At 48.6% G+C, this 24,860-nt stretch carries 23 protein-coding genes; 4 read left to right on the top strand and 19 right to left on the bottom strand.

Annotated elements, in window-relative coordinates:
* Positions 1-119 precede the first annotated feature (119 nt).
* Positions 120-1,364 carry a DNA polymerase IV gene (locus BMW94_RS11735; RefSeq protein ID WP_063565618.1) on the top strand — a complete coding sequence of 415 codons (1,245 nt, stop codon included), beginning with the start codon at positions 120-122 and terminating at the stop codon, positions 1,362-1,364.
* Complete coding sequence (locus tag BMW94_RS11730; protein WP_064636634.1) at positions 1,361-1,702, top strand: YolD-like family protein; 342 nt, start codon at positions 1,361-1,363, stop codon at positions 1,700-1,702. The genes BMW94_RS11735 and BMW94_RS11730 overlap by 4 nt, the downstream gene beginning before the upstream one ends.
* 194 nt (positions 1,703-1,896) lie before the next feature.
* On the opposite strand, the gene glsA is transcribed toward BMW94_RS11730, so the two are convergent.
* The 5 genes from glsA to BMW94_RS11705 all read right to left on the bottom strand — a co-directional run bounded on the left by glsA (position 1,897) and on the right by BMW94_RS11705 (position 7,528).
* Positions 1,897-2,838, bottom strand: a complete 942-nt coding sequence (glsA, locus tag BMW94_RS11725; protein WP_090998456.1) for a glutaminase A — start codon at positions 2,836-2,838, stop codon at positions 1,897-1,899.
* Between the two features lie 114 nt (positions 2,839-2,952).
* Positions 2,953-3,435, bottom strand: coding sequence for a GNAT family N-acetyltransferase (locus BMW94_RS11720; RefSeq protein WP_175480657.1), 483 nt, complete (start codon positions 3,433-3,435; stop codon positions 2,953-2,955).
* Between the two features lie 207 nt (positions 3,436-3,642).
* Positions 3,643-4,932, bottom strand: coding sequence for an L-lactate MFS transporter (locus tag BMW94_RS11715; protein ID WP_175480656.1), 1,290 nt, complete (start codon positions 4,930-4,932; stop codon positions 3,643-3,645).
* 120 nt (positions 4,933-5,052) lie between these two features.
* Positions 5,053-5,865, bottom strand: coding sequence for a LytR/AlgR family response regulator transcription factor (locus BMW94_RS11710; RefSeq protein WP_090998451.1), 813 nt, complete (start codon positions 5,863-5,865; stop codon positions 5,053-5,055).
* Positions 5,866-5,875: 10 nt separating this feature from the next.
* Positions 5,876-7,528, bottom strand: coding sequence for a sensor histidine kinase (locus BMW94_RS11705; RefSeq protein WP_090998505.1), 1,653 nt, complete (start codon positions 7,526-7,528; stop codon positions 5,876-5,878).
* 715 nt (positions 7,529-8,243) lie between these two features.
* Here BMW94_RS11705 and BMW94_RS11700 point away from each other — a divergent pair.
* Entirely contained in the window at positions 8,244-8,825 is a 582-nt protein-coding gene (locus BMW94_RS11700; protein WP_090998449.1) for a hypothetical protein, read from the top strand.
* Between the two features lie 376 nt (positions 8,826-9,201).
* On the opposite strand, the gene BMW94_RS11695 is transcribed toward BMW94_RS11700, so the two are convergent.
* The 4 genes from BMW94_RS11695 to BMW94_RS11680 form a co-directional block, all read right to left on the bottom strand.
* On the bottom strand, positions 9,202-9,489 hold the full coding sequence (locus tag BMW94_RS11695; protein ID WP_063565612.1) for a stage VI sporulation protein F: 288 nt from the start codon (positions 9,487-9,489) through the stop codon (positions 9,202-9,204).
* Positions 9,490-9,602: 113 nt separating this feature from the next.
* The gene (gene recG / locus BMW94_RS11690; protein ID WP_090998447.1) at positions 9,603-11,648 is read right to left on the bottom strand and encodes an ATP-dependent DNA helicase RecG; all 2,046 of its coding nucleotides are present in this window, start codon (positions 11,646-11,648) and stop codon (positions 9,603-9,605) included.
* A gap of 10 nt (positions 11,649-11,658) precedes the next feature.
* A complete protein-coding gene (locus tag BMW94_RS11685; protein ID WP_090998444.1) occupies positions 11,659-12,522 on the bottom strand; it encodes a DegV family protein in 864 nt (287 codons plus the stop codon).
* A 28-nt stretch (positions 12,523-12,550) separates the two neighbouring features.
* Positions 12,551-14,359, bottom strand: a complete 1,809-nt coding sequence (locus BMW94_RS11680) for a DAK2 domain-containing protein (protein ID WP_090998442.1) — start codon at positions 14,357-14,359, stop codon at positions 12,551-12,553.
* A gap of 642 nt (positions 14,360-15,001) precedes the next feature.
* On the opposite strand from BMW94_RS11680, the gene rpmB reads away from it, so the two are divergent.
* Positions 15,002-15,190, top strand: coding sequence for a 50S ribosomal protein L28 (gene rpmB, locus BMW94_RS11675; protein ID WP_024631107.1), 189 nt, complete (start codon positions 15,002-15,004; stop codon positions 15,188-15,190).
* A gap of 197 nt (positions 15,191-15,387) precedes the next feature.
* Here rpmB and spoVM read toward each other — a convergent pair whose 3' ends face one another.
* The 10 genes from spoVM to def form a co-directional block, all read right to left on the bottom strand.
* Positions 15,388-15,468, bottom strand: coding sequence for a stage V sporulation protein SpoVM (gene spoVM / locus BMW94_RS11670; protein ID WP_019424875.1), 81 nt, complete (start codon positions 15,466-15,468; stop codon positions 15,388-15,390).
* Between the two features lie 167 nt (positions 15,469-15,635).
* Positions 15,636-15,887, bottom strand: coding sequence for a hypothetical protein (locus tag BMW94_RS11665; protein ID WP_063565607.1), 252 nt, complete (start codon positions 15,885-15,887; stop codon positions 15,636-15,638).
* Positions 15,888-15,889: 2 nt separating this feature from the next.
* On the bottom strand, positions 15,890-16,549 hold the full coding sequence (gene rpe, locus BMW94_RS11660; protein WP_053784310.1) for a ribulose-phosphate 3-epimerase: 660 nt from the start codon (positions 16,547-16,549) through the stop codon (positions 15,890-15,892).
* Position 16,550: 1 nt separating this feature from the next.
* Positions 16,551-17,468, bottom strand: a complete 918-nt coding sequence (gene rsgA / locus BMW94_RS11655) for a ribosome small subunit-dependent GTPase A (RefSeq protein ID WP_090998440.1) — start codon at positions 17,466-17,468, stop codon at positions 16,551-16,553.
* A gap of 62 nt (positions 17,469-17,530) precedes the next feature.
* Positions 17,531-19,738 (bottom strand): Stk1 family PASTA domain-containing Ser/Thr kinase, encoded by a 2,208-nt coding sequence (pknB, locus tag BMW94_RS11650; RefSeq protein WP_090998437.1) that lies wholly within the window; start codon positions 19,736-19,738, stop codon positions 17,531-17,533.
* Positions 19,735-20,511, bottom strand: coding sequence for a Stp1/IreP family PP2C-type Ser/Thr phosphatase (locus BMW94_RS11645; RefSeq protein WP_090998435.1), 777 nt, complete (start codon positions 20,509-20,511; stop codon positions 19,735-19,737). Before BMW94_RS11645 ends, pknB begins: the two co-directional genes overlap by 4 nt.
* A gap of 7 nt (positions 20,512-20,518) precedes the next feature.
* Entirely contained in the window at positions 20,519-21,559 is a 1,041-nt protein-coding gene (rlmN, locus tag BMW94_RS11640; protein WP_090998433.1) for a dual-specificity RNA methyltransferase RlmN, read from the bottom strand.
* A gap of 253 nt (positions 21,560-21,812) precedes the next feature.
* On the bottom strand, positions 21,813-23,333 hold the full coding sequence (gene rsmB / locus BMW94_RS11635; RefSeq protein WP_090998431.1) for a 16S rRNA (cytosine(967)-C(5))-methyltransferase RsmB: 1,521 nt from the start codon (positions 23,331-23,333) through the stop codon (positions 21,813-21,815).
* Positions 23,330-24,283 carry a methionyl-tRNA formyltransferase gene (fmt, locus tag BMW94_RS11630; RefSeq protein ID WP_090998429.1) on the bottom strand — a complete coding sequence of 318 codons (954 nt, stop codon included), beginning with the start codon at positions 24,281-24,283 and terminating at the stop codon, positions 23,330-23,332. Before fmt ends, rsmB begins: the two co-directional genes overlap by 4 nt.
* Positions 24,284-24,295: 12 nt before the next feature.
* On the bottom strand, positions 24,296-24,784 hold the full coding sequence (def, locus tag BMW94_RS11625; protein ID WP_090901049.1) for a peptide deformylase: 489 nt from the start codon (positions 24,782-24,784) through the stop codon (positions 24,296-24,298).
* Between the last annotated feature and the right edge of the window lie 76 nt (positions 24,785-24,860).

Below are 24,860 nucleotides of genomic sequence, written 5' to 3'. Positions count from 1 at the left end.
TGCTTATAAAACAGGAACACTTGTTCCATACTGTAAATAAACTGTAAAATAACGTTGACTGAATGTACCCTATCGCTGCACAGAAGCAGCCGAATCATGAATAAAAGGAGAGAAGTACTATGCCCCGCAAAGACGGACGTGTCATTATGCTGGCCGATTGCCAGTCATTTTATGCCAGTGTGGAGAAGTCTGCACATCCTGAATACAGAGACCGTCCGCTTGTTGTTGCGGGAGATCCTGCACGCCGTTCAGGCATTATTCTGGCAGCCTGTCCACTCGCTAAGTCCTATGGGATTACTACAGCAGAACGGCTGGGTGAGGCTCTTGCCAAATGCCCCGATGTGGTCGTCATTCGTCCCCGGATGGCCGAATATATTCGTGTTTCCCTACACATTACCCGTATCCTTCAGTCCTATACCGATCTGGTTGAACCGTATAGCATTGACGAACAGTTTCTGGATGTCACCGGAAGTTTAGATCTGTTCGGCAGTCCCGAAACGATTGCCCGCAGTATTCAGGACAGGGTAATGGAAGAGACTGGCGTCTATATCCGCGTCGGCATCAGCGACACCAAGGTTGTCAGCAAGATGGCCTGTGACCTGTATGCCAAAAAAGTCCCCGGAGGCATCTATACATTGCCCCGCAAGGACGTGCAGACAACATTGTGGAAAAAGCCTGTTCGAGACATGTTTATGGTCGGTTCCCGGATGGGGCAGCATCTCTATAAGATGGGGATTCATACGATTGGGGATCTAGCGCAGACTCCATTGTCCCGGCTGAGAGAGCGTTGGGGTGTAAATGGTGAGGTACTGTGGCGTATTGCCCGCGGGATCGATGATTCTCCGGTAAAACCCGGGACATATGCTCACCAGCAGCAGGGCATTGGACATCAGATGACATTGCCTCGGGACTATGAATCGTGGGAAGACATCAAAGTGGTGCTGCTCGAACTGGCGGAGCTGGTCAGCCGGCGTTCCCGGGACAAATCGCTCATGGGCAATGTCGTCTCTGTAGGATGTCGGGGGCAGGATTACGATCGTCCAACCGGCTTCTCCCGCCAGATGAAGGTGAATGAACCTACCAACATCACCGATGAAGTATACGATGCGGCAGCAGCTTTGTTTCTGCGCCATTGGGACGGATTACCCATTCGCCGCATCAGCGTGTCATTGACCGGACTCGTGCCCGATTCCGAGGTACAGCTATCCTGGTTCGATGACCGTGAACGCAAAAGAGAACTGGAACGTGCCACGGATGACATCAAGCGCAAGTTCGGAGAAACCGCGATCATGCGAGCCTCCTCGCTCTGCTCCTCCGCACAGGCACAGGACCGTTCTCATAAAATTGGAGGTCACTATAAATGAGTAAAAAATTACAGCAAAACGGGATTTTTGAGTCGTCGCGCATGATGCTTCCCGAACACCGGGAAGCCTACATCATTCATCAGGAGCAACTTGCTCCCCGTACCCGTCCATCTCTGGATGCCCAGGCAGCGGAAGAAATGTCCCGTTTGCTTAGTAACTCCATGCTGCTCGGGGATACAGTCACCATCACCCTGTTCCATGAACATGATGATATCCGCTTTACCGGACAGGTGCTCCGATTGGACTCCCCTGCCCGTACCCTTAAGCTGCTGATGGAGAGTGGGACTCGGGACATTCAGATGAATCTTATTACGGATGTGGTACTCGCGAATGAATGATGCGGGCTGGGGTTGCGGGTATACCGGAATAGATGCAGCATGGCCATGGCTATGCAGGACCCTTTTCCTACGGGTCTGATGCAGGACTGAAGCAGCCGACAAGCCACATTCCTATCGGACCATTTCGTTCCAAAGAAGCAAAAGCACGAATTGGTGATTCATCGGCTACTCAGGAGGGTGAGGGGATGACTTCGTTAGAACAAACTCCAGTCAAATTCTCTGGAAAGACGCTCAAGCAGATGCACGCCTGCAATGCTGTTTCCTTTCCGATTCAGTGCCGGACCTACAAGACCGATGCCAAACTGGCCTGGAACCAGAGTCAGAATTCCACCCGACACTCCACTCTTGGCAGGCAACCCGACCTGAATCGCGAATTCGCCTGATGCATTATACATACCGCAGGTAGTCATGAACGTTTTGGCGATCTGCACATAACGACGAGGAATAAGCTCAATCCCGGTAATCGGATCTGTCCCGTCATAAGCAAGCACCAGTGCCATACGGGCCAGGTCCGCACAAGTCACCTCGATGGAGCAATGGCGGAAATAGACGGCAAGCACATCTTCGACGTCATCCTTGAGCACACCATTGTGCTTCAGAAAATAACCAAGCGAGCGGTTCAGATGGCCTGTCTCCGATTCGGACCGATACACCGCCTCGTTATAGCCCAGCCGATCATTATTGGCCAGCTTGCGGAAAAATTCCAAAATGCGCCGTGACTTCTCCTCTTTGCAATCCCCGGCAATCAGGGACGATACCGTAATTGCACCCGCATTGATCAATGGATTAAACGGAATGCCCGGTTCGACCAGTTCGAGCTTGATCATGGAATCATAATCATCGCCGGTAGGTTCTTTTCCTACATTAAAAAAGACCGCTTCCTCCCCATGATCCATCAGGGCCAGAATGAGTGTAAATACCTTGGAGATACTTTGCATCGTAAACGGGACACCACAATCTCCGGCTGACACATGATTGCCTTCGGCGTCCATGATATGGATACCCAGTTCGTCCTGTGAGGCCTTGAACAGCTCAGGAATATAAGAAGCGACTTTCCCCTGTCCGGTGTGCAGACGGCTGGTCTCCAGCCATTCCGGCAGCAACTGGTTCAGACGCTCCATTGCAGCATTGCTCATCTCCATCTCCTCCACATCTCTGTATGAGCATTTCACACGCCTCCGAATGACAAGTTACTATCGAAGTGATGCAAAATACCCGGTATAGTATGTATTACCCGCAAGCCTGATCCCTTACCGCTTCCCCTGAAGATTCAGCTCCAGAATCTCGCCGGGTAATCCATGATAGTCCCCAACCCATGTAGATACAAAGTTCTGTCTGAGCAATATTCGACGGGATGCCGCATTGGACGGATCGATAACCGCGTAGAGTACGGCAATTCCCGCCGCCTGTGCCTGAATAATCAGCCGAGCTGCGATGGAAGTCCCGTGTCCTCTCCCCCAATGCTCCGGCAGAATCATGTAACCCATTTCCGCCCGGGACGGATCGGATTCATCCGGGATCAGTTTGGCGTAGGCCATTCCTACCCCATCTTCTCCAGCTATCCGATAATAGCCACAATTGTTGCCGAGATTATAATTCAGCATGGATTCAAATTCCGCAGTAGCTTCATGCTCAGGCAGAGCACGTTCGGTAATCTGCTGCATGACTTCAATATTGGACACAAGAGCATAATAATCAGCAAAATCAGATGGTGCATATTTCAAGAAATTCATGACGTACATACCTCCTCCAAATGGCTAACCAGGACTTGCTCTTTTTATTTCACCTAGAGTATACCAGAAGCCAAGTATGCATTGCACACAACCGCTTCATGTACAGAAGTCTCATTCCTATCGGGTCCAGCAGGTACCAAAAAAGCGGCCTCCGTAGGAAACCGCCCAGCTTGCTTTTTATAAAATAGAACTTCGTCCCCACTACGATCAGCTTGCCCGGGATGAAGGGTTAAGATTCATCTGCTGTTCACGTTGACGTGTACGACGTCCTTGACCCGGAGGCGTAATAATCAACGCCAGCAAGAGCGAGACGGCACACAGTACAGCGATCACAATAAAGGTAAGATGGAATCCGCCCAGCATGGCGCTGATAAACGATCCAGCCAAGGCACCAAATCCAAATCCCTGATAGATGACGCCGTAGTTTTTGCTCTGATTTTTCAGTCCAAAGTAATCTGCCACAATCGCCGGGAAGACCGTGATATTGCCACCGAAACAGAATGCGATAGCGGCTACACAGGCGAAGAAGATGCCAAAGCTCAGCGGTACCAGGCTCAGCGTCATTACGGCAACAGCCGTAACCAGCAGTGCTCCGGCAATAACTTTCATCCGTCCTACTTTATCCGACAACGCCCCCAGAATGATACGTCCAGCAGTGTTAAAGATCGCAACCATCGCCACCGCATTGGCCGCCGTAGCCACATTAAGACCTGCCAACTGCACACCGATGTCTTTCACAATACCGATCAGATACAGTCCACTCATACAGGCCGTGAAGAAAATAACGAACAGCATATACGCTTCTTTCGTGCGCAGCATTTCTTTGACCGTATAATCATGACGTGTTTCTGGTTGCTTCGCACCGTCCGTGCTACTTGCTGGAGCTTGTTCACGAACAACCGCTTCACGGATCAGGAACGAGCCGCCCATGATCAATACCAATACAATAATGCCCCAGTACATAAAAGCTTGAGCAGGACCAACAGCACCAATTAATGCCGAGTTCACGTATTTGAACAACAGACTGCCTGTACCAAAGGCCCCGACCGAAATACCTGAGATCAGACCTTTTCGCTCAGGAAACCACTTGATCAGGTTGGACAGGGAAGTAATGTACGCCGTACCATCCGCGAATCCAACCACAAATCCGGCCAGGATGTAGAGCAGTGTCAACGAACTCACTTGAGAACTGAGCACGAGTCCCAGACCAAGCACAACTCCGGCTACCCGAATCAGGCGACGAAGCCCCCATCGTTCTTGCAGTCGGCCGGCAAATAGTGTGGCAAATGCCAAAGCAAAGCTGGTAATCGAAAATGTTATCGCGACCGAGCTGACGTCCCATCCGAAACGATCAGACAACGGTTGATTAAATAAACTCCAGGTGTAGATGGTTCCGAGACCCATTTGTACAATGATGGTTCCCAGTACAATAAGCCAGCGGTTCATTTTCATAGATGCAGATGCTGAATTAGGTGCGGATGAAATAGCTGCTTTCATCGTGATCTCCCCTTTGCCGATGTCATATATATGAATGCGTTCACAAGCTAATCATACATGAAAGGGGATTCATTACACCGATTTGAGCATGAGTTGCATCAGATGCGGAATGAAATGCCTCTAGATGCGCATGAGCTGCCTGAATTCTTTGACTTTGCCCCGGCTAACGGGCACTTCAGCCTCCAGATCACGCAAACGAAGCAGGTACGTATTGTTAAACCAAGGCACAATTTCACGTATTTGAGACAAATTCACCACGTAAGAGCGATGGCAGCGGAAAAAGGTTTCCTGCGGTAATCGGCCGTGAAAATCCGAGATGCTGACCGGCATCGTAAACTCACCGTTTTTGGTATACACCTTCGTCACTTTCTCTTGAGCTTCTGCATAATAAATATCGGCGGTGTCTGTCACAATAATATTGTCATTGCGCAGCAGGTTAATGCGTCGTTCCGTCTGGGCATTGGATTCCCGCGCCTGCATATTTGATGCAGACCATTCATCGTTGGCTTGTGCCGTATTGTGAGCCTGTCCATCGTCGCCGCCACGTTCACGTTCCTCCTGCTCATGATCCCGTTTGAACGCCGTTTCGAGTTTATTCAGCATCGTGGCAATTCGTTTCTCATCATAGGGCTTCAGAATATAGTCAAACGCCTCCAGCTCAAACGCTTCAGCCGCATGCTCCTTATAAGCCGTTGTGAATACGATATATGGCTTGCTCGCAAACTTTCCAATATGATGTGCCAGCATCATGCCGTCCAGCGAAGGGATATTTATATCCAGAAAAATAACGTCGACTTCCTGCTCCTGCAGAAACTTCAGCACATCCAGTCCATCTTCCAGACAATCTACCACTTCAATTTGGCTATGTTCCTGTATCAAGTAATTCAGTTCCTCACTTGCCGGAATTTCATCTTCAACAATAAGAGCTCTCATCGACAGTTCCTCACCTTGTTACTACATCTCCTTTGGGTACATCAAATAAAATATCGGTTCCTTGCTCCAGCCGTGTAATCGTTAACCCTTGTCCATAAATGAGCTTCACCCGACGATGCACGTTGTACAACCCGATCTGGTTGGCTGGCATCCGGTCATGGTATACACGCTCAATAATGTCGACTCCAATGCCTGCTCCTGTATCACTGACCCCAATTCGCACAAAGTCAGGATAGTCCTGTACCCGAATCCGTACGGTCCCGGGTCCTTTCACCTTGAGAATACCGTGGATAATGGCATTTTCCACAAGCGGCTGAATGACCAGACTTGGAATATGCACAGCCACCTCATCAATATCATAGATAACGTTAAGCCTGCTGCCGAAGCGCGCCTTCTCGATTTCCACATAATTGCGGACCTGCTCCAGCTCTTTGTGAATATCGATAAGCTCATCCGACAGCTCCAGGTTATAGCGCATATATCCAGACAGATTCACAATCAGCTCACGCGCCCGATCCGGCTTGGTGCGAATCGATGAGGCAATCGCGTTCAGCGCATTGAATAGAAAATGAGGATGAATTGTGGTCTGCAATGCACGCAGCTCCGCTTTATTGGCCGCAGCCTTGATCTCCTCCACACGTGATACTTCCATCTGGGTGGAAATAATCTGGGACAGGCCCACAGCCATCGTTTGAAGCGGATACGTAATCTTGTACGCTTTTCGGTAATAGATTTTCAGAGCACCCGTCACTTCGCCCCGCTCTTTGAGCGGAATGATGAGCAGGGAGTGAATATCCGGCGTTTTTTCGTCAATGACATCATTGCTGATCGTAATCTCTCCGCTGGAGATCGTCTTCTTCGTCATCTCACTAATAATTTCATTACCGATGTGATATCGTTCCTCACCAAATCCCACATAAGCCAGTACATTTCGGGTATCCGTAATCGCAACCGCATCAGCCTGAATATCCTCCTGTATAATCCGGCAGATCGTACGCAGGGAGTCTTCATCAATGGAACGGAAGTACGGCAAGGTTTTGTTGGCTATCTCCAGCGCCAGCTTGGCCTGACGAGCTGCAATCATTTCCTTTTCCCCTTCCACACTCTGCACCAACAGTACGATTAGCCCAATATTCACCTCACCTAATATCATCGGCAGCGCAATCTTCGAGACAATGTCGGCCCCCAGTGGATCGGGATAGGAATACAGCAGGATGAGCAGCATCGTAAGCGCCTCACAGATCATTCCGGCCGCAATACCGATCATCCAGCGCTTCGACTTAGGCGTATACTTATGTATATACCCGGAGACCAGACCTGCAAGGATACTCGTGATCAGGCATGGGATCGCCGTGACCCCATCCATATCGATCAAGTACCGATGCACCCCGGACACAATCCCGGTAATGATGCCCACAGGCCCCCCGAACAGAATACCGCCAGACATAACAGCAATAATGCGCACATTCACCAGCGAACCTTCCACATTAATACCGGTATAGGTACCGAAGATAGCAAATGCACAGAATAACAACGTAACCGCAATGTACTCCTGCCATCTCAATTTTCCCTTTTGCAAAATCTGTCTAAACCGCGGTATCCTCGACAGAAAGAATAAAAATATAATCAGCAGTGCCGCCCGTTCAAACAAACCCAGCAGCATCGTAAACATCTCCGTCAATCTGACTTCCTCCACATCCGTCAAAAATAAACGACCTTAATCGCAGCAGCGTTTTCCTCACTTTGAAATCCATGTATGCTCGTATGCAACAGTTTACCGCTCCCCCAGAAGGAAAGCAAAGTCGATCCTGTGAAAATGAAATGCACAAGGAAGTAACCGAAAGTCGCTAACCTATTGAACAGACGATACAGAATTCATTTTGCTCCAAACCATTCTCTTCCCTACCAACAAAGCTTCACTTTCCTACACATAAAACTCCACTTCCAGAAATCCACTGTGTTATAATTAATTGGAACATTATGCTAATTAATTAAACTGAAATTTATTTAAGAAAGGTGTATTTAAATGTTTGTAATGCTACTCGTAGGTTCACTTCTGCTTTTTAGTGGTTTGTGGTACATCATTTACTTTATCTCCAAGCGTACCAAAAACCCTAATCGATCGTCTGCTCATGTGCTGAGAGTGATTTTAAGTATTTCGATCCTCGTACTAATCGTCGAAAACTACATATACGAAACAGTACCTTCTAATCCCATTTTAATTTTAGTATTTATAGCATCTTTAATAGCCACTAGCCCTTTTTTTGTTAAGAATAAAGAGTGATGGGATGACACCAGTTTCCTGTCTCTCTCCTATTAGAACTGGATTATAATCAACATGCTTCGTTTATCTCGCATTCCAAGGAGGAGTTTCCTTAATGAAAAATCTCTCTTGTGGTATTTTATCTCTATGTATAATTGGAGCCTTACTTCTTTCTGCATGCGGAAAAGCGGACGACAATTACCCCCTTTACAATAGCGAAAAACCTAGCAACAAAACAAGCGGAGCCCCTTCAACCAACATTACACCAAAAAACATTGAAAGTCTGATTGAGCCAGCGGAGATTGAAGAAATTAAGGACATCACAGCGGCCGAATTTAAGAAGGGCGTCTACATTGATTTCGACAAATATAAAAGCAGCTTCTTTGACGAAAAGATTATCTCTAAGTTAAGGAACAATCTGGAATCGATTGTAGAGAACAACGAAAAAAAGTTTAGGCAGAATCTGAATAACAAGTCTTTGGAATCCATTAGAGAAGGCTTTTATTACAAAAACACAGCCGATCAATTCATGTTCTATGAGTTGGATCTTTTAGAAAAACTCGATCATCCAGAACAAATTAGAGTAGGCGTACGCTTTGTTAGAAAATCCTCAGACGGAAGTATTGAGAATCAAGGTATTACCTACTGCTTTACTAAAAACGAAAAAGGTGAGTGGGGTATAGAAAACATAGATTAAATCCCAATTCGAAAATTTAAAGAAGATTGAATCCAATAGTATTTTGTATCAAGTAACATATGTTCTTTGATTTAAACAAAAGGGCGGTTCATAAGTCATCTTGCTGACTTATGAACCCCCATCCACTAAAATTACTTCATACACATTCGATGTAATTTGGTTTTTATAAAGTGAAACTAAAATTTACACAATAACGGAGAGGACAGAAAAAACCTGAAGAAGCGAAGCGTGCGCCTTTATCCCCGGATTTTACCCTTTGAAAAAGGTAATTCAAAAAATCCGGGGATAACAGCGATCGGAAGGTTGTTCTGTCATCGTAGTACCCCGTGTAAATGAAACTGTTTCATTTTATACCACCCAACATTCCATCGAATCCCTACCTAAACATGCCCCACAGCTTAATCAAATGAAACGTATTGTTCGGATCGATCTTCTGCGCAAGAACAAAAGCAACAAATTGTTCCTCCTGAGTCGCAGAAAAATTCTCGTTCAAAATGACCGCTGACGACTTGACCAGCCTTCTTACCTTGGCCTTATCCTGCAAATCGGACTTGGTAACCCCATCTATCAATTTTTTGATACGCTCTTTGACAGCGGGATTTTTCATCTTCGTTTTGATCCGCTCCACCAGCTGCGGACTGATTCCATATTGTTGGTAACCCAAAACGTACAGCACCTCCTGAATAATGAACTCACTTCTTATTCATATGACAGGAGGGCCTGTACACTTGACATTTTCCCACGGAAAATGTGGAAAACCACACATTCATAGCCCGATCAATCGATCAGATCACCCTGGAATACTTGCTGCTGCTGTAAAAAGTCACGTAAAGGAGCGTAGTCAACAGACGTCCAGAAGCTCGCATCGGCAATCAGGCTGGAGACGTCATCTCGCGCCTGCTCCAATACGGCAAAATCCGCAACCATGTCGGCAAGACGGAACTCCGGTAATCCACTTTGCTTGGTGCCAAAGAAATCGCCCGGTCCCCGCAGATCCAGATCTCGACGGGATACTTCGAATCCATCTTCGGTTTCCGTCATGACCTTCATGCGCTCCTGCCCAACCTCTGTCTTAGGATCAGCAATGAGCACACAATAGGATGCATGAGCGCCCCGACCAACCCGGCCACGAAGCTGATGCAGCTGTGACAGACCAAAGCGGTCCGCATCCATAATGACCATCAGCGTTGCGTTAGGCACATCGACCCCGACCTCCACAACTGTTGTGGAGACCAGAAGCTGAATTTCGTTGCTGTAAAAGTCACGCATCATCTCTTCCTTCTCGCCAGCCGTCATCCGTCCATGCAGCAGACCTACACGGTACTTCGGAAAGTTCTGCTGCATCTGGATATGCAGGTCAATGGCATTTTGTACATCCAGCTTCTCCGACTCTTCAATGAGCGGACAGATCAGATAGGCCTGGCGTCCCTGGTCCACTTCTCGCGAAATAAAACCAAGAACCCGATCCATCATGTCATGCTTGACCCAGTACGTCGAGATTGGAATCCGTCCCTTTGGACGTTCCGAGATGGTCGATACCTCAATATCACCAAAAGCCGTAATGGCCAGTGTTCGCGGTATCGGCGTCGCCGTCATCGTTAACACATCCGGGTTATAGCCTTTACGCCGCAAAATGCTGCGCTGGTTCACACCGAAGCGATGCTGTTCATCCGTAACGACAAGACCCAGATCGCGGAAAAATACATCCTCCTGGATCAAAGCGTGTGTACCCACGACGATATCGATCATGCCCATTTGCAAGGATGCAATCAGATCTTTGCGCTTCCGTCCATTCACACTGCCCGTTAACAGCCCCACCGTTACGCCAAAAGGTTCAAACAGCTTTTGCAGTGAGCGCATATGCTGTTCTGCCAGAATCTCCGTAGGGACCATCAGAGCCCCCTGAAAACCGGAACGAACGGTCGTATACAGCGCAATCGCCGCAATAACCGTTTTACCTGAGCCTACATCTCCTTGCAGCAATCGATTCATCGAATACGGTGAACGCATATCATGCAGAATTTCAAGCTCTACCTTCTTCTGCGCATCCGTCAGTTCAAATGGCAAACTGCGGACAAACTCCCGAATCGTCGTATTATCCGTTGTGTGCACTACACCATCCATACGATCCCGGTTCAATGCACGATACGCCTGCATCTTGAGTTGGAACAAAAACAGCTCCTCATACACCATCCGCTGTCTGGCCTGCTGGCCTTCCCGGTTATCCTGCGGACGGTGAATCCCGGCAATCGCCTGTTTGCGAGGCATGAATCCATATTTGTTCATGAGTGATTGAGGCAGAATTTCGGGGATCATCTCCCCGAATTGGACTAACCCCTGATTAATCGTTTTGCGCATCCAGGACTGCGTAAGCTTGCCGGATACCGAATACACAGGCTGCAGCGTGCCCGATCGCCCTTCCCCTTTGTCCGGGAATTCCGAGTCCGTTACGGTCATCTGCATCCGTTTTTGTTCCCATTTCCCCGTAATGACAATCTCCCGATTGGGCGTAAGCTGCTCCTTCAGAAAATGCCGATTGAACCAGGTGGCTGAAATCATCCATTCTTCCGTCATCACCTTACAGGTAAGGCGTGACTTTTTGCCATAACGCTGCAACACCGGGATGCCCATCACTTTACCCTGTACCGTAATTTTGTCCCCGTCCTTCACTTCACTGAGCGAACGCAGCCGATAGTCCTCATAACGGAACGGATAATATTCAAGCAAGTCTTTTACAGTAGAGATGCCAAAGGCGTGAAGCTCTCCCTCTTTGAGAGCACTCACGCCGCTAATTTGTTTAACCGATATTTCTTCCCATTTCATGTCTAATCCCTCATTCCGGAACAGGCCACATAAAGATGGCAATTACGCCAGGCCCAACATGGCTGCCAACGACAGCTCCAATATTGGTATACACCACTTCATTCAGTGTAAAATGTCCACGTAATTGCTCTGCACAAGCGATCGCTGATCCGGGGTCTGCGGTATGACCTACCGCCAGATTAACACGTTGACCCGCCAGATCCTGCTGAAACAGCTCAATAATGCGTGCCATGGCTTTTTTGTGACCTCTGACTTTCTCCACTGCGTAAATAACGCCTTCCTCATCAATGGACAAGATCGGTTTAATATTCAGCAGTGTTCCCAAGATGGCCGCAGCTTTGCCAATCCGACCGCCTTTCTGCAAATACTCCAATGTATCTACGAGAAAGAACAGCTTGCGGCTTCGCTGCATGGCGCCTACAGCCGCAGCGATCTCCACAGCGGATTTGCCTTGTTCGGCAAGCTCGGCAGCCTGTACGACCAATAAACCATATCCATAGGATGCAGACTTCGAATCCAGTACCGTTATATCGACCTCACGTTCCAGCAACGATTTGCCAAGCAGTGCCGATTGATAGGTACCACTCATGCCGGAAGACAAATGAATCGATACAATGGGCCGCTCCGGGTCCTCATCCAACAGTGTGTTATAGATATTCATAAAATCGGTGGGAGAAGGCTGTGAGGTTGTAGGCAGCACAGATACCTTCTCCAATTTTGCATAGAACTGTTCCGAAGTCAGATCAACGCCGTCTGCATAAGCTTCTTCCCCGAACAAAACACGCAGCGGAACAACATGAATCCCGTATTTACGGATCAGTTCTTCCGGTATATCTGCCGTGCTATCGGTTACGATCGCAACCTTGTGGCTCATCAGATCCCCTCCTCTTTGCTTAAGTGCTTCAGGACTCTACAGAGAACAAATAATAATAAACCGGCTGTCCTCCAAGATGCACCTCTACCTCAGCATCAGGATATTGTTCTTCAAGCCATGCGACAAGCGCAGTGGTAATCTCAGGGGTAGCCTCGTCCCCTTCAAGGATGGTCACCACTTCATCTCCGCTCTCCATCATCTGTTGCAGCAGACCTTCACATGCGTTCAGCATGCTTTCGTCCGTTGCCACGATCTTGGAATTGTGGATACCGATGTAGTGTCCCGCTTTGATATCAAGCTCATCATATTGTGTATCTCTGACCGCATGAGTCACTTGACCGGACTGTACCCGGCTAATCGCCTCAAGCATATGGTCACGGTTAGTTTCGGCAGACTCATCCTCTTGGAAAGCAAAAGCCGCTGCCATGCCCTGAGGAATTGTCTTGCTCGGAATCACAAAAATTCGACGCTCATCTTCAAGCAGTTCCCGAGCCTGCTGCGCAGCAAGTACAATATTGGAGTTGTTTGGCAAAATAAATACCTGTTCTGCCGCGATCGAACGCACCGCTTTCACAAAATCTTCCGTGCTCGGATTCATCGTCTGTCCACCAGACAGAACAACATCCACGCCAAGACTCTGGAAAATCTCTGCAATGCCGTCACCGGAAGATACCGCGATAAAACCATATGGTGCCATCTCATCTGCTGGGAGCACGGCTTTTTCCACACTACGCGCCGCTTCAGGCGGAATCTCTGCGAACAGCTCAGGCGAAGGCGCAATGTCCATGCCTGCAGTCAGCAGATCACGATGCTGCTCACGCATATTGAGAATGTGAATTTGTGTGATTTCTCCATAACGGAGAGCCAGGTTTAATACATCCCCAGGTGTCTTGGAATGCACGTGAACCTTAATCACTTCATCGTCAGCAATGATAATGATGGAATCCCCGTTAACTGACAACGCTTTCCGGAATGCTTCGTCATCAAATGCAACGCCTGCGTTCTCTCCAAGCTCGCGGTTAATAAAGAACTCCATATCATACAGGAACTCAATATCTTCCGTTTCCAGTCTCGCCTGGGCAGACATTGGCATCTCCGGCACGATGACCTGCTGTGCAGGCTTCGCAGAAACCACTTCTGACGGTGCAGCCGGTTTCAATGCAGAGGCCGCTACGGTTGGTTGTACGTCTTTCTGGAAGGATGTACGACTTACCCCGTCCGTTTGCAACAGAACGTCCATAAAGCCTTCGTAAATATATACAAGCCCCTGACCGCCTGAATCCACAACACCGACCTGTTTCAATACAGGCAGCAATTCCGGAGTCATTGCCAGTGCTTCTTTTGCTTTTAACAAAACTTCATTCATTAATTCAGTAATATCATTCGTCCGTCTTGCGTAGTAGTTGGCATGTTTCGCCGCTTCCTTGGCTACGGTAAGAATGGTCCCTTCAACGGGTTTCACTACGGCTTTATAAGCTGCGTCCACACCGTTCTGCAGGGCTGCGGCGAACTGGAGTGTATTCAATTCCTCGTAAGGAGCAGCTGAACGACTGAATCCGCGGAACAATTGCGATAAGATGACTCCGGAATTCCCCCGTGCGCCCATAAGCAGGCCTTTTGATAAAATACCGGCAGCTTCTCCGATGGAGGCAGAACTCTTGCGTTTAATCTCTGCGACTCCTGCACTCATTGTCAAATTCATGTTCGTTCCCGTGTCGCCATCCGGCACAGGGAAAACATTCAGGGAATTGACGTGCTCTGCATGCTGTCCAAGTTGTTCCGCTCCGGCGAGTACCATTGCGGTGAAATCTGTTCCATTTAAAGAACGTATACTCAAGTGAGAATTCCCCTTCCTAGCTTGATACACGAACATCTTGCACCAAGATGTTACCTGGTCTGTTCATGCGCAAACGCTTATCGCGTTATTCTTCGTCCATACCTTGTCCGGCACAGGCATATCATACAACATGTCAGCCGGATTAACGGTCTGGGCGGCCGGGCAACCGATATCCTGCAATTGCTCTGTAACCCCTAATTCGGGGCATACGGATATGCACCGGTATCAAGAGCCGGCATGAATGCCGCATGGAGACTGGTGCCAATGATGAAATGCCGCAGCTCACAGCGTTGCCAAAAAAGCAGACCACCGACCTCTAAGGCCAGTTTTTTCTCCGGCTTCCCCGCGGCAACAGCCTGTTCACCGCTGTATTATGGACTAATCAACATTGTACTATATTAGACAGGAGAAATAAATAAAGTTTTTGGATCAGTTGACGAAGCTTTTTTCAATATGATATTATATTCAAGTATTGTTTTATGCAGGTTTAGTAATGGAAATGATCCGGCTATGCCGGCTTGAACAACGCCATTAGCTACTGGAACCTGACCATTGCGGTCAGGAAGAACAATTTAGCCCGTCTGGAATGGCATTCGTGTCTCCTTAGGGCAACTGGTTATTTTAGGATAGGAGGTGTAATCTATGTCTCGCAAATGTTATGTGACAGGTAAGAAACCGGGCACCGGTAACCACGTATCCCACGCTAACAACCGTAACCGTCGTTCTTGGGGCGTAAACGTTCAGAAGGTCCGCATTCTCGTGAACGGTAAACCAAAACGTGTATACGTAAGCACCCGTGCACTGAAAGCCGGTAAAGTGACTCGCGTATAATCACGCAAAGCTACTATAAATCGGGTAAGCAAAAAGCACCTTGTTCCTTGCAGGTGCTTTTTTGGTATTCAGAAATAAAATCATGAATACACACATCAGCATGTGAATGGCCGCCGCATGGCGCTTCGCAGGTCCGAATTCCAGATGATCCTGAAGCCATAGCGGCGGTATTCGCCAATGGAACCTTTTTAATCATGTCAGTTCTTTTGAAACGTATTAAGAATCGCCTTTACAAACCCTCCCAAAAACTTCGGCAGTTTGAATGTGTAAAATTTCATACTTCACCCTCCCCATCATGCTCATGCATCCGCCGTATCCTATGCTCCAGGCCTTCCTTGCCTTAAACACGACAAAAAAGGCTACATGAGAAACCTGCTCATGTAACCATATTTATGCGGAACACTCTGTCCCTATTCCACAATGACGAGCCTGGTTATCAGGTCATTTAGGTTTGGGTAGGGATATATTGATAGGCAGCGATCATGAATACACTCAATAAGTAATACAGTATGCTGAATATCACAAAAGTAACCCGAAGTCCTGTACGGTCAAATTTACGGAAGTACATAATGACAACACCAACCCCGATCAATGACGTAATCGCATTGTATGGGGATTGAATGACCGCAAACATAGCAAGCACCAGTCCCGTAACAAGACTCGCAGCCATGGTCCACAGCGTCTCCTTGAGGTTCATGCTCAGCCTCCGTAACTACTGCGAATTTCGGCAATCGCGGCAGCGCGATCTTCACGTCCAAATACAGCACTTCCTGCTACGAGCACATCCGCTCCAGCTTCAACCACAAGCGGAGCCGTGTCGGCAGCAATACCGCCATCCACTTCAATATGCACGTCATGACGTCCTTTTTCGTTCAGCCAGCTACGAATTTGCTTGATTTTATTCATCGTGCCAGAGATGAAAGCCTGTCCACCAAAACCGGGATTTACGGTCATGACAAGCACCATATCCACATCGTCCAGCACTTCCTGAATTGCACTAGCCGGAGTTCCCGGATTAAGAGCAACCCCTGCCTTAACTCCCTGTTCCTTGATTAGATGAATAACCCGGTGCAAATGCACACAAGCCTCGGCATGAACCGTAATTACAGCCGCGCCAGCTTTCGCAAATTCCTCCACATAACGCTCTGGGTTCTCAATCATCAAATGAACATCAAGAGGTAAACTTGTATGTGGAGCGATCGCTTTTACAATCGCAGGTCCAAGCGTAATATTAGGGACGAAATGACCGTCCATGACATCAACATGAATCCAGTCTCCGCCAGCAGCTTGGGCTTCCGCCACTTCCGCGCCGAGACGGGCAAAATCCGCAGATAAAATAGATGGGGCAATTTTAATCATATTAATACCTCCGCTTTTTGTCTTTCATTTCTGTAAGGAATTGTTCGTAATGCTGATAACGGCTTTCGGAGATCATTCCCTCCGCCTTGGCTGCAAGCACCCGGCAACCTGGTTCGTGCGTATGGGTACAGCCTCGGAACTTACACTGATCCGCATATTGAGCGAACTCCCGGAAACAAGTGGATAACTCCTCCACACCAATCTCCAGGAAGTCCAGTTGGCTGAATCCCGGCGTATCGGCGACAAAGCCACCATTATCCAGCGGTATGAGCTCCACGTGCCTGGTGGTGTGTTTCCCTCGGCCAAGGCGCATGCTGATTGCACTGGTCTCCAGGGTCAGACCTGGCATCAAGGCATTCAGCATCGAAGATTTACCTACACCGGATTGCCCGGAGAATACGCTAATCTTGCCGGCAAGACGCTCCTTGAGCAGTTCATTGCCTTCACCGGTTCGTGAACTGGTAGAGATAACTTCATATCCAATTTGCTCGTACATAGCTTTTACTTCAGCCACTGTATCACGTGCATCGTTTTCTGGATCAGCTAGGTCCTGTTTGGTGAGCACAATCAGTGCATCCAGTCCAGCTTGTTCGATATGTACGAGGAATTTATCCAGCAGATTGAGATTCATGTCCGGTTCTTTAACGGAAAATAACAGAACAGCCAGACTTACATTGGCAACAGGTGGACGAATTAACTCCGTCTCACGTTTGCGAATCTCATCTACGGTTCCTTCCCCGTTCTCTGTCAGCATATAGCCGACTCGGTCACCCACAAGCGGTGAGGTACCCCGTTTTCTGAAAATGCCTCTGGCCCGGCATTGAACGGCGGAGCCTTCAACCGAAGGCACCCCGCTGTCTTCCAGTGGCATGACATAATAGTAACCGCTTAGCGCTTTAACGATGATACCTTCTGGCATAGCTCCGTCGCCCTCCTTTAATTTACAGTACATTTACCCTGAACGTCGGCAATAAGCCGCCCTTATGGACGGCTTGATGCGTTAACGACTTCCTTTTTCTTATCTTTTCCCTTGGCGAGACCATTTCCGTTCTTCATCGCAGAAGTATCTGCCTCGCCATTTTCCCCTTCACCCTCAACAGGTGTATCCGGTTCACCTTCCTGATTCGTATCCACGGTGCCTTCATCACCACCACCGCCTTGTTCAGGCTCCTCCGTTGTTGGAGGCGGCTCTGCACCTTTCTCGGGCTCAATGGTAGGCACAACTACCGTTCCGTTTTTGGCATCGCTGTAGGACACCAGATACGTATCCAGGAATTGGCCATCCCGATAGACAGAGACAACACCATCGACGTTTGGAGCCAGAATAAGCGGAATGGTCAGCGTTTGGGCAGACTTGATTGTCCGGGTTCCCCATTCCTGACTTTTGCCACGAGCATCTTCGAAAGTAATTCGAATTTTGCTGCTCTTTCCTACTTCTTTTGGCGAAACGTTAATGTTATAGGCGTAGCTCAATGCCTCTGGCGGATATCCAGTACTAATGAAAATGGTAATTTTGTCACCAGGATTCACGTCTGCACCGGCTTCCACAGGCCATTGCTGTGTCACTTTGCCTTTATCTACGGTGTAGCTCGACTCTTCCTGAACCTGAGCAAGGACTAACCCCGCGGATTTGAGCATACTCTCCGCCTCACTTCGAGTACGGTTTTTCAAGTCAGGCATTTTTATTGTTTCGGAGCCTTTGCTCACGGTCAGAACAATCTGAACTTCTGCCGGATCGTATTCTTCATTCACCCCAGGAGTTTGGGACAGAACAGTACCCGATGACTTATCATTCGAGAACTCTTCCTTACGCTGAATCTGATCCTCTTTAATGCCTAATGCAGTAAGTTGTTTGACCGCCTCATCATAAGATTTGTCTTTGAGATCAATCATATTGGACAGTGCTTTTTCCGCGCCAACACTCAGCTGGACCTCAGAGCCTTCTTTGACGATATCGCCTTCATTCCTGCTCTGATCGAACACAATACCCGGATCAACGCCTTCCTTGTACTCCCGGATGACATTATCACTGACCACAAGCCCGCTGTCCTGCAGCATTTGACGTGCCTTTTCTTCGGTCTGACTTACAACATTGGGTACAGTCACATCAGGCACAACAAGCATGCCTTTCACGTACCATACAACACCAACCATGGCAATCAGAATAAGCACGGTCAACGAGATCAGCAGCGCTGGCTTCTTCCAGTTCTTTGTTTTGGGTTTGCCCTTGTTGTTGTCTTGGTCAGACTCCATCACGGGTATAGCACCTGTGGATGTAACTCCACGCGGCTCCGGCTTAATCGCCGGCATAACGCGGGTCTGATCGATATCATCCTCATCTGGAAAATCAATCTTCGTTTCATTACGTCTTTCCGGCATCAGGCAGGTTTCCAGATCCGTTTGCATTTCTTTAGCGGATTGGTAACGCTCCTGCGGATTTTTGCGCATGGATTTCAGAATAACGTTCTCTACGCTTTGCGGGATAAGCGGATTAAATTTGCGCGGTTCATCAAACTCTTCCTGCAAATGCTTCAAAGCAACGCTAATCGGACTCTCTCCCAGGAACGGAAGCTGCCCAGTCAGCATTTGATAGAGTACAATACCAAGAGAATATAAGTCCGACTTCTCGCCAGTCACAATGCCTTTGGCATGCTCAGGTGAGAAGTAATGTACCGAACCGACCACCGATCCGGTCTGTGTAATCGTTGTGGATGTAACCGCACGGGCAATCCCGAAATCCGTTACTTTCACACGGCCATTACGACCAATCAATATATTATGCGGTTTGATATCCCGATGAATGATCTGATTATGATGTGCATGATCAAGAGCATCTGCAATCTGAGAGGCAATCCGAACCGCTTCGTCCACCTGCAGAGGTGCACGCTCTTTAATAATTTCATTCAGGTTTTTACCTTCAACATACTCCATAACAATATAATGAACGTCATCTTCCTGCCCCACATCGTAGATACTGACCACGTTGGGATGGGACAGAGATGCTGCGGACTGTGCTTCCCTGCGGAAACGGCGAATAAACTCTTCGTCATGCACAAATTGCTGCCTTAACACTTTGATGGCAACGTTCCGGTTGAGCAACAGATCCTGGGCCTTGTACACAAGAGCCATGCCGCCACCGCCGACACGCTCGATCACTTCATAGCGTCCGCCTAGCTGGTGCCCAATCATGACTCACACCCCGTTTCCGATGTCACGGAACCTTCCTTTTGCAGTTCGAATAATGCCACCGTGATATTGTCATCTCCTCCAGCAAGCAAAGCCAGCTGAAGCAAGCGATCCGCCCGATCTTCCAATGCCAGTTCCTGATTACCTGCGACCTGAATGATCTGCTCATTGCTGACCAGATTACTAAGCCCGTCACTGCACAGGAGAAGAACTTCGCCTTCTTCCAGCTTGACGGTATCCAGATCCACCTTCACTTCAGCGTCTGTCCCAAGTGCACGTGTCAGCACATTGCGACGCGGATGATGGGAGACATCTTCTTTGCTGATCTGACCATTTTTGAACAATTCATTAACCAGCGTATGGTCCTCGGTCAACTGGATGACATGTTGGTTTGCAATTTTGTATGCTCTGCTGTCACCGATATGACCAATAACGCCTTCCGTATCGTTCAATAATGCCGCAACCACGGTGGTCCCCATGTTGTGGTAATTATCATCCGAGGAGGCCGTGCGGAAGATCACTTCGTTGGCATGCAAAATAGCATCGCTGAGTGCGGCTGACAAAGACGCATATGAAAGACCCGGCTCAAGCGTTCCCAGATCCTGCACCAACGTCTCTACCGCCAGGCGGCTCGCTGTATCTCCTGCAAGATGTCCGCCCATACCATCGGCAACAATACCCAGAATATAACCTGTATCAAGATTTCGAATCCAGGCTGAATCTTCATTCACCGAACGCACCCGTCCGATATGGCTCACATGAACTGTTTTGATCAAAACGTTCTCACCTCAACTCCATATGCTTTGCACGAAGCTGACCGCAAGCGGCAGCAATATCATGTCCCTGTTCACGACGAATGGTTACATTAACACCCTGCTCCGAAAGAATCTTCTGAAAATTGAAAATGTCGCTTCTGGATGTTCTTACGTACTTGCGTTCAGGTACATGGTTGACCGGAATCAGGTTCACGTGGCACAGCATGTTCTTCAGCACGCCTGCCAGTTCTGCCGCATGTTCCGGCTGATCATTCACACCACCGATAAGTGCGTACTCAAACGTAATTCTGCGACCCGTTTTTGCTAAGTAATAACGCAACGACTCCATCACATCGTCAAAAGGAAAACGGCGGTTTACCGGCATCAATTTGGAACGCAATGCATCATTTGGCGCATGGATGGAAATCGCCAGGTTAATCTGTGTATCTTCATCTGCAAACTTGTAAATGTTCGGTACAATTCCACTTGTGGACACCGTAATATGGCGCTGACCGATATTCAGCCCTTTTTCGTGAATCATGATCCGCAGGAACGTCATTGTTGCTTCATAGTTCTCAAAAGGCTCACCTGAACCCATGATTACGATGCTGCTGACCCGCTCACCGCGTTCATCCAGAATTTTCTGGGCTTGCACAACTTGAGCGACAATTTCGCCAGCTGTAAGGTTACGTTTGAGTCCACCCAGCGTGGATGCACAGAACGTGCAGCCAATCCGGCAGCCAACCTGTGTTGTTACACAGATGCTGTTACCATAGTTATGCTTCATAATAACTGTTTCGATCGCATGATCATCGTGCAGACCGAACAGGAATTTCACCGTTCCATCCTTGGATTCAAACTTCGTAATTTCAGTAAGTGTAACAAATTCAAATTGTTCAGTCAGCTTTTCACGCAGCGCTTTGGACAGGTTCGTCATTTCACTGAAATCATTCACACGTTTCACATAAATCCAGTCAAAGATCTGACCACCGCGAAAAGCCGGTTCCCCGTTCTCAACAGCCCACTGTTGCAGCTCCTCTAGGGAATAATCATATATAAAAGGTTTCATTTTGTTGTCAACACCTATTCCTTCTTTTCTTTTAATCGTCTTCCATCTTTTCTTTCCATTCGTCCTATTCTATCACAAAGACCACTTTACATCCATGTATACCCTTGATGCCTTTACTTCATGCATTATAACACCTCAATGGCTGCGTCGCACCCTATCATCACTTTTTACTGATGTTAAGCCTTGAGGCTAATCACAAAGAAATCCGCCGAAGTTCCCCTCGGCGGCTATCCTTCAGTGCTCTATTAAACTGTTAATCCGCTATCCTTGTCAACCTGGCAATGAAAAATCCGTCACTGTGAGCGTACTGTGGCAGGATCTGCACACCACCGTTCACAACCTTCCACTCGGCTGTTTCCAGACCAGACCAGGCAGACTCTTCAGCCGCCTTGTATTCCGGATGCCGGTCCAAGAAGTCAGCGACTCTATGCTCGTTCTCCGCAGGCTCGATTGTACACGTACTATACACCAGAATACCGCCCGGCTTTAATAGCGGTGCAACCCGCTCCAGCAGTTCACGTTGCAGATTGGAGATATCGTGGATATCTTCCACAGTTTTGGTCCATTTGACATCCGGCTTGCGGCGAATAACACCCAGACCGGAACATGGCGCATCCAGCAGAATACGGTCAAAGGATGCCTCCGGATAACGCGCATCCAGATCAAGCGCATCACCTGTCACAGCATCAATGCAGCTGAGTCCCAGACGATCTGCCTGATCCATGATCAACTGACGTTTGTGAGCATGTACATCATTGGCCACAATCCGTCCACGGTCCTGCATTTTCTCAGCCATATGGGCTGTCTTTCCGCCGGGAGCTGCACAACAGTCCAGTACAGTCTGACCTTCTTCAGGCCCAACTGCCTCGGCTACAAGCATGGAACTTTCATCCTGAACGGACAGCAAGCCATCCCGATACCAGGACGTAAGAGCCATGTTGCCACCACTGCGAACGAGAATACCGTCCGGACTAAGTCGGGAAGGTTCCACGATCGCACCCGTGCTCACCATCTCTTGCATCAGTTTCTCACGTGTAGTCATTGTCGTGTTCACACGAACACTAACCGCAGGCGGTTCATTATTTGCACGACAGATCGCTTCCGCTGTCTCTTCGCCATACTGGCTGATCCAGCGTTCGACCATCCACAGCGGATGAGAATGCTCCAGTGAGATACGTTCAGCAGCAGGCAGATGTTCGGGAATACGCAGCTCATCACGATTGCGAATCATGTTCCGCAGAACGCCATTCACCATACCGGAGATGCCCTGATGGCCCAATTTCTTAGCCAAATTGACAGCTTCACTCACCACCGCGTGTTCCGGAATACGGTCCAGATATAACATCTGGTACACGCTGATGCGCAGCAGGCTGCGCACCCACGGTTGCAGCTTGGATACACCTTTGGCTACATAGCGTTCCAGAAAATAATCAAGGGTATTCCGTCTTGCGATCGTACCATAGACCAACTCTGTAGCCAGTCCAGCATCTGCCGGACTTAGATCGGCCTCTTTCAGACGCCGGTTCAGCTCAAGATTGCTGTATGCCCCTTCTTGCTCAACGGCGCTGAGTACCTTAACGGCGAGTGCACGAGCAGATGTTTTGGGCCGCTCCGAGCGTGAGGCACCATTGGCTGAAGATGGGGATGCAGATGAATGTCCTGCACGACCCGATTTTCCATGGTTCGGACGACGTTGATTTCCGCCGCGCCCGGACGCATTCCCTGCGACTTGTTGACCATTTCCTGATGGACGGCCAGGTGTATTTCCGCTCATTGCAGCACCGTTCCTGGTTTCAGGGTACCACCACGGGCAAAGTCAGCAACTTGCATTACTTTTTTGCCTGCTGGCTGAACCTCAGTAAGCCAGAGAGAGCCATCACCTGTGCGAACTTCAATGCCGTTCTTGCCCAATTGTAGCACCGTTCCCGGCTCAGCTTGTCCAGCATCCGAAGACGAGAGTACATCTGTCTGCTTCGGATTTGCTGCTGCCCAGACCTTGAAGACCTGCTCATCCCACATTGTGAATGCACCCGAGAACGGCACAAGACCACGAATCTGATTGAACAGTTCACGCGACGTCCGATTCCAGTCCATCTTCTCGTCATCCCGAGTCAGATTACGTGCATACGAGGCCTCAGCTTCATCCTGTGGGACAGCCGTTGTTTCGCCTGCAACCAGCCGCGGCATTTCTTCCTGAAGCAATTTGGAGCCCGCTTCGCTGAGCTTTACAAACATGGACCCTGATGTATCTTCATCCGTAATCTCCACTTCCACACGTGAGATCATATCTCCCGTATCCAGGCCTTCCGCCATAAACATCAGTGTAACTCCCGTCACCGGCTCTCCATTAATAATGGAACGTTGAATCGGGGCACCACCGCGATATTTTGGCAAAAGAGAGCCATGCACGTTCACACAACCACGAACGGGCATATCGAGCACAGCTTTGGGCAGAATCTGCCCAAAAGCCGCAGTCACAATCAGATCCGGTTTCCATTCAGCCAATCGGGCCACCGCTTCTGGAGCACGCAGTTTCACTGGTTGAAATACAGGCAGGCCGTGGCGTTCTGCCGCAGCCTTGACTGGTGTTGGTGTAAGCACCTTTTTACGTCCCTGTGGTTTATCCGGCTGTGTCACTACCCCAACCACGTTATATCCCTCGGCAATAAGCATATCGAGAGACGGAACTGCAAATTCAGGCGTTCCCATAAAAACAATATTCAAGTCGATCACTCCTTAGTTACGACGCGGCCCGGTTTGATCGGCTGCAATTTCGTACACTTTTTCAGCAATATCCGTAAAGAGCACGCCATCCAAATGGTCAATCTCATGCTGGAATGCGCGTGACAACAGCCCGCTGCCCGTAATAATCAGTTCCTTGCCTTCGCGGTCCAGCCCTTTGACTGTAACCGTCTCAAAACGACGCACATCACCATTAATGCCAGGGATACTCAAGCAGCCTTCGGGTCCAAATTGCTCTCCCTCACTTGCAATAATCTCCGGATTGATCATCTTGATCAGGCCCTGCTCATCTCCGCAATCGATCACAATAAGCCGTTTCAAAATACCAACCTGTGGTGCAGCCAGACCTACGCCTTCTGCGTCATACATCGTATCTGCCATATCATCCAGCAGTTTCTGTACATTAGGTGTAACTTTAGTTACTTCTTTAGCTCTTTTGTGTAGTACCTCATCCGGTTCTTTCACGATAATACGAATCGACATGTTGTAAGCACCTTCCTAATCCTCATCATAATTTCAGGACATCAGGCTCATTTCAAAAATAAGTACTGATTTTCTG

The organism is Paenibacillus sp. OK003 (assembly GCF_900109515.1).
Lineage (GTDB): Bacteria > Bacillota > Bacilli > Paenibacillales > Paenibacillaceae > Paenibacillus > Paenibacillus marchantiae.
The sequence above is the reverse complement of the archived record's forward strand: the minus strand, read 5'-3'. Positions and strand labels throughout refer to the sequence as shown.

Excerpts from the sequence above, each read along its gene's own strand:
- BMW94_RS11735 (WP_063565618.1), top strand. The coding sequence starts at position 120 with ATGCCCCGCAAAGACGGACGTGTCATTATGCTGGCCGATTGCCAGTCA.
- BMW94_RS11730 (WP_064636634.1), top strand. The coding sequence starts at position 1,361 with ATGAGTAAAAAATTACAGCAAAACGGGATTTTTGAGTCGTCGCGCATG.
- glsA (WP_090998456.1), bottom strand. The coding sequence starts at position 2,838 with ATGAGCAATGCTGCAATGGAGCGTCTGAACCAGTTGCTGCCGGAATGG.
- BMW94_RS11720 (WP_175480657.1), bottom strand. The coding sequence starts at position 3,435 with ATGAATTTCTTGAAATATGCACCATCTGATTTTGCTGATTATTATGCT.
- BMW94_RS11715 (WP_175480656.1), bottom strand. The coding sequence starts at position 4,932 with ATGAAAGCAGCTATTTCATCCGCACCTAATTCAGCATCTGCATCTATG.
- BMW94_RS11710 (WP_090998451.1), bottom strand. The coding sequence starts at position 5,865 with ATGAGAGCTCTTATTGTTGAAGATGAAATTCCGGCAAGTGAGGAACTG.
- BMW94_RS11705 (WP_090998505.1), bottom strand. The coding sequence starts at position 7,528 with ATGCTGCTGGGTTTGTTTGAACGGGCGGCACTGCTGATTATATTTTTA.
- BMW94_RS11700 (WP_090998449.1), top strand. The coding sequence starts at position 8,244 with ATGAAAAATCTCTCTTGTGGTATTTTATCTCTATGTATAATTGGAGCC.
- recG (WP_090998447.1), bottom strand. The coding sequence starts at position 11,648 with ATGAAATGGGAAGAAATATCGGTTAAACAAATTAGCGGCGTGAGTGCT.
- BMW94_RS11685 (WP_090998444.1), bottom strand. The coding sequence starts at position 12,522 with ATGAGCCACAAGGTTGCGATCGTAACCGATAGCACGGCAGATATACCG.
- rpmB (WP_024631107.1), top strand. The coding sequence starts at position 15,002 with ATGTCTCGCAAATGTTATGTGACAGGTAAGAAACCGGGCACCGGTAAC.
- spoVM (WP_019424875.1), bottom strand. The coding sequence starts at position 15,468 with ATGAAATTTTACACATTCAAACTGCCGAAGTTTTTGGGAGGGTTTGTA.
- BMW94_RS11665 (WP_063565607.1), bottom strand. The coding sequence starts at position 15,887 with ATGAACCTCAAGGAGACGCTGTGGACCATGGCTGCGAGTCTTGTTACG.
- rpe (WP_053784310.1), bottom strand. The coding sequence starts at position 16,549 with ATGATTAAAATTGCCCCATCTATTTTATCTGCGGATTTTGCCCGTCTC.
- rsgA (WP_090998440.1), bottom strand. The coding sequence starts at position 17,468 with ATGCCAGAAGGTATCATCGTTAAAGCGCTAAGCGGTTACTATTATGTC.
- pknB (WP_090998437.1), bottom strand. The coding sequence starts at position 19,738 with ATGATTGGGCACCAGCTAGGCGGACGCTATGAAGTGATCGAGCGTGTC.
- rlmN (WP_090998433.1), bottom strand. The coding sequence starts at position 21,559 with ATGAAACCTTTTATATATGATTATTCCCTAGAGGAGCTGCAACAGTGG.
- rsmB (WP_090998431.1), bottom strand. The coding sequence starts at position 23,333 with ATGAGCGGAAATACACCTGGCCGTCCATCAGGAAATGGTCAACAAGTC.
- def (WP_090901049.1), bottom strand. The coding sequence starts at position 24,784 with ATGTCGATTCGTATTATCGTGAAAGAACCGGATGAGGTACTACACAAA.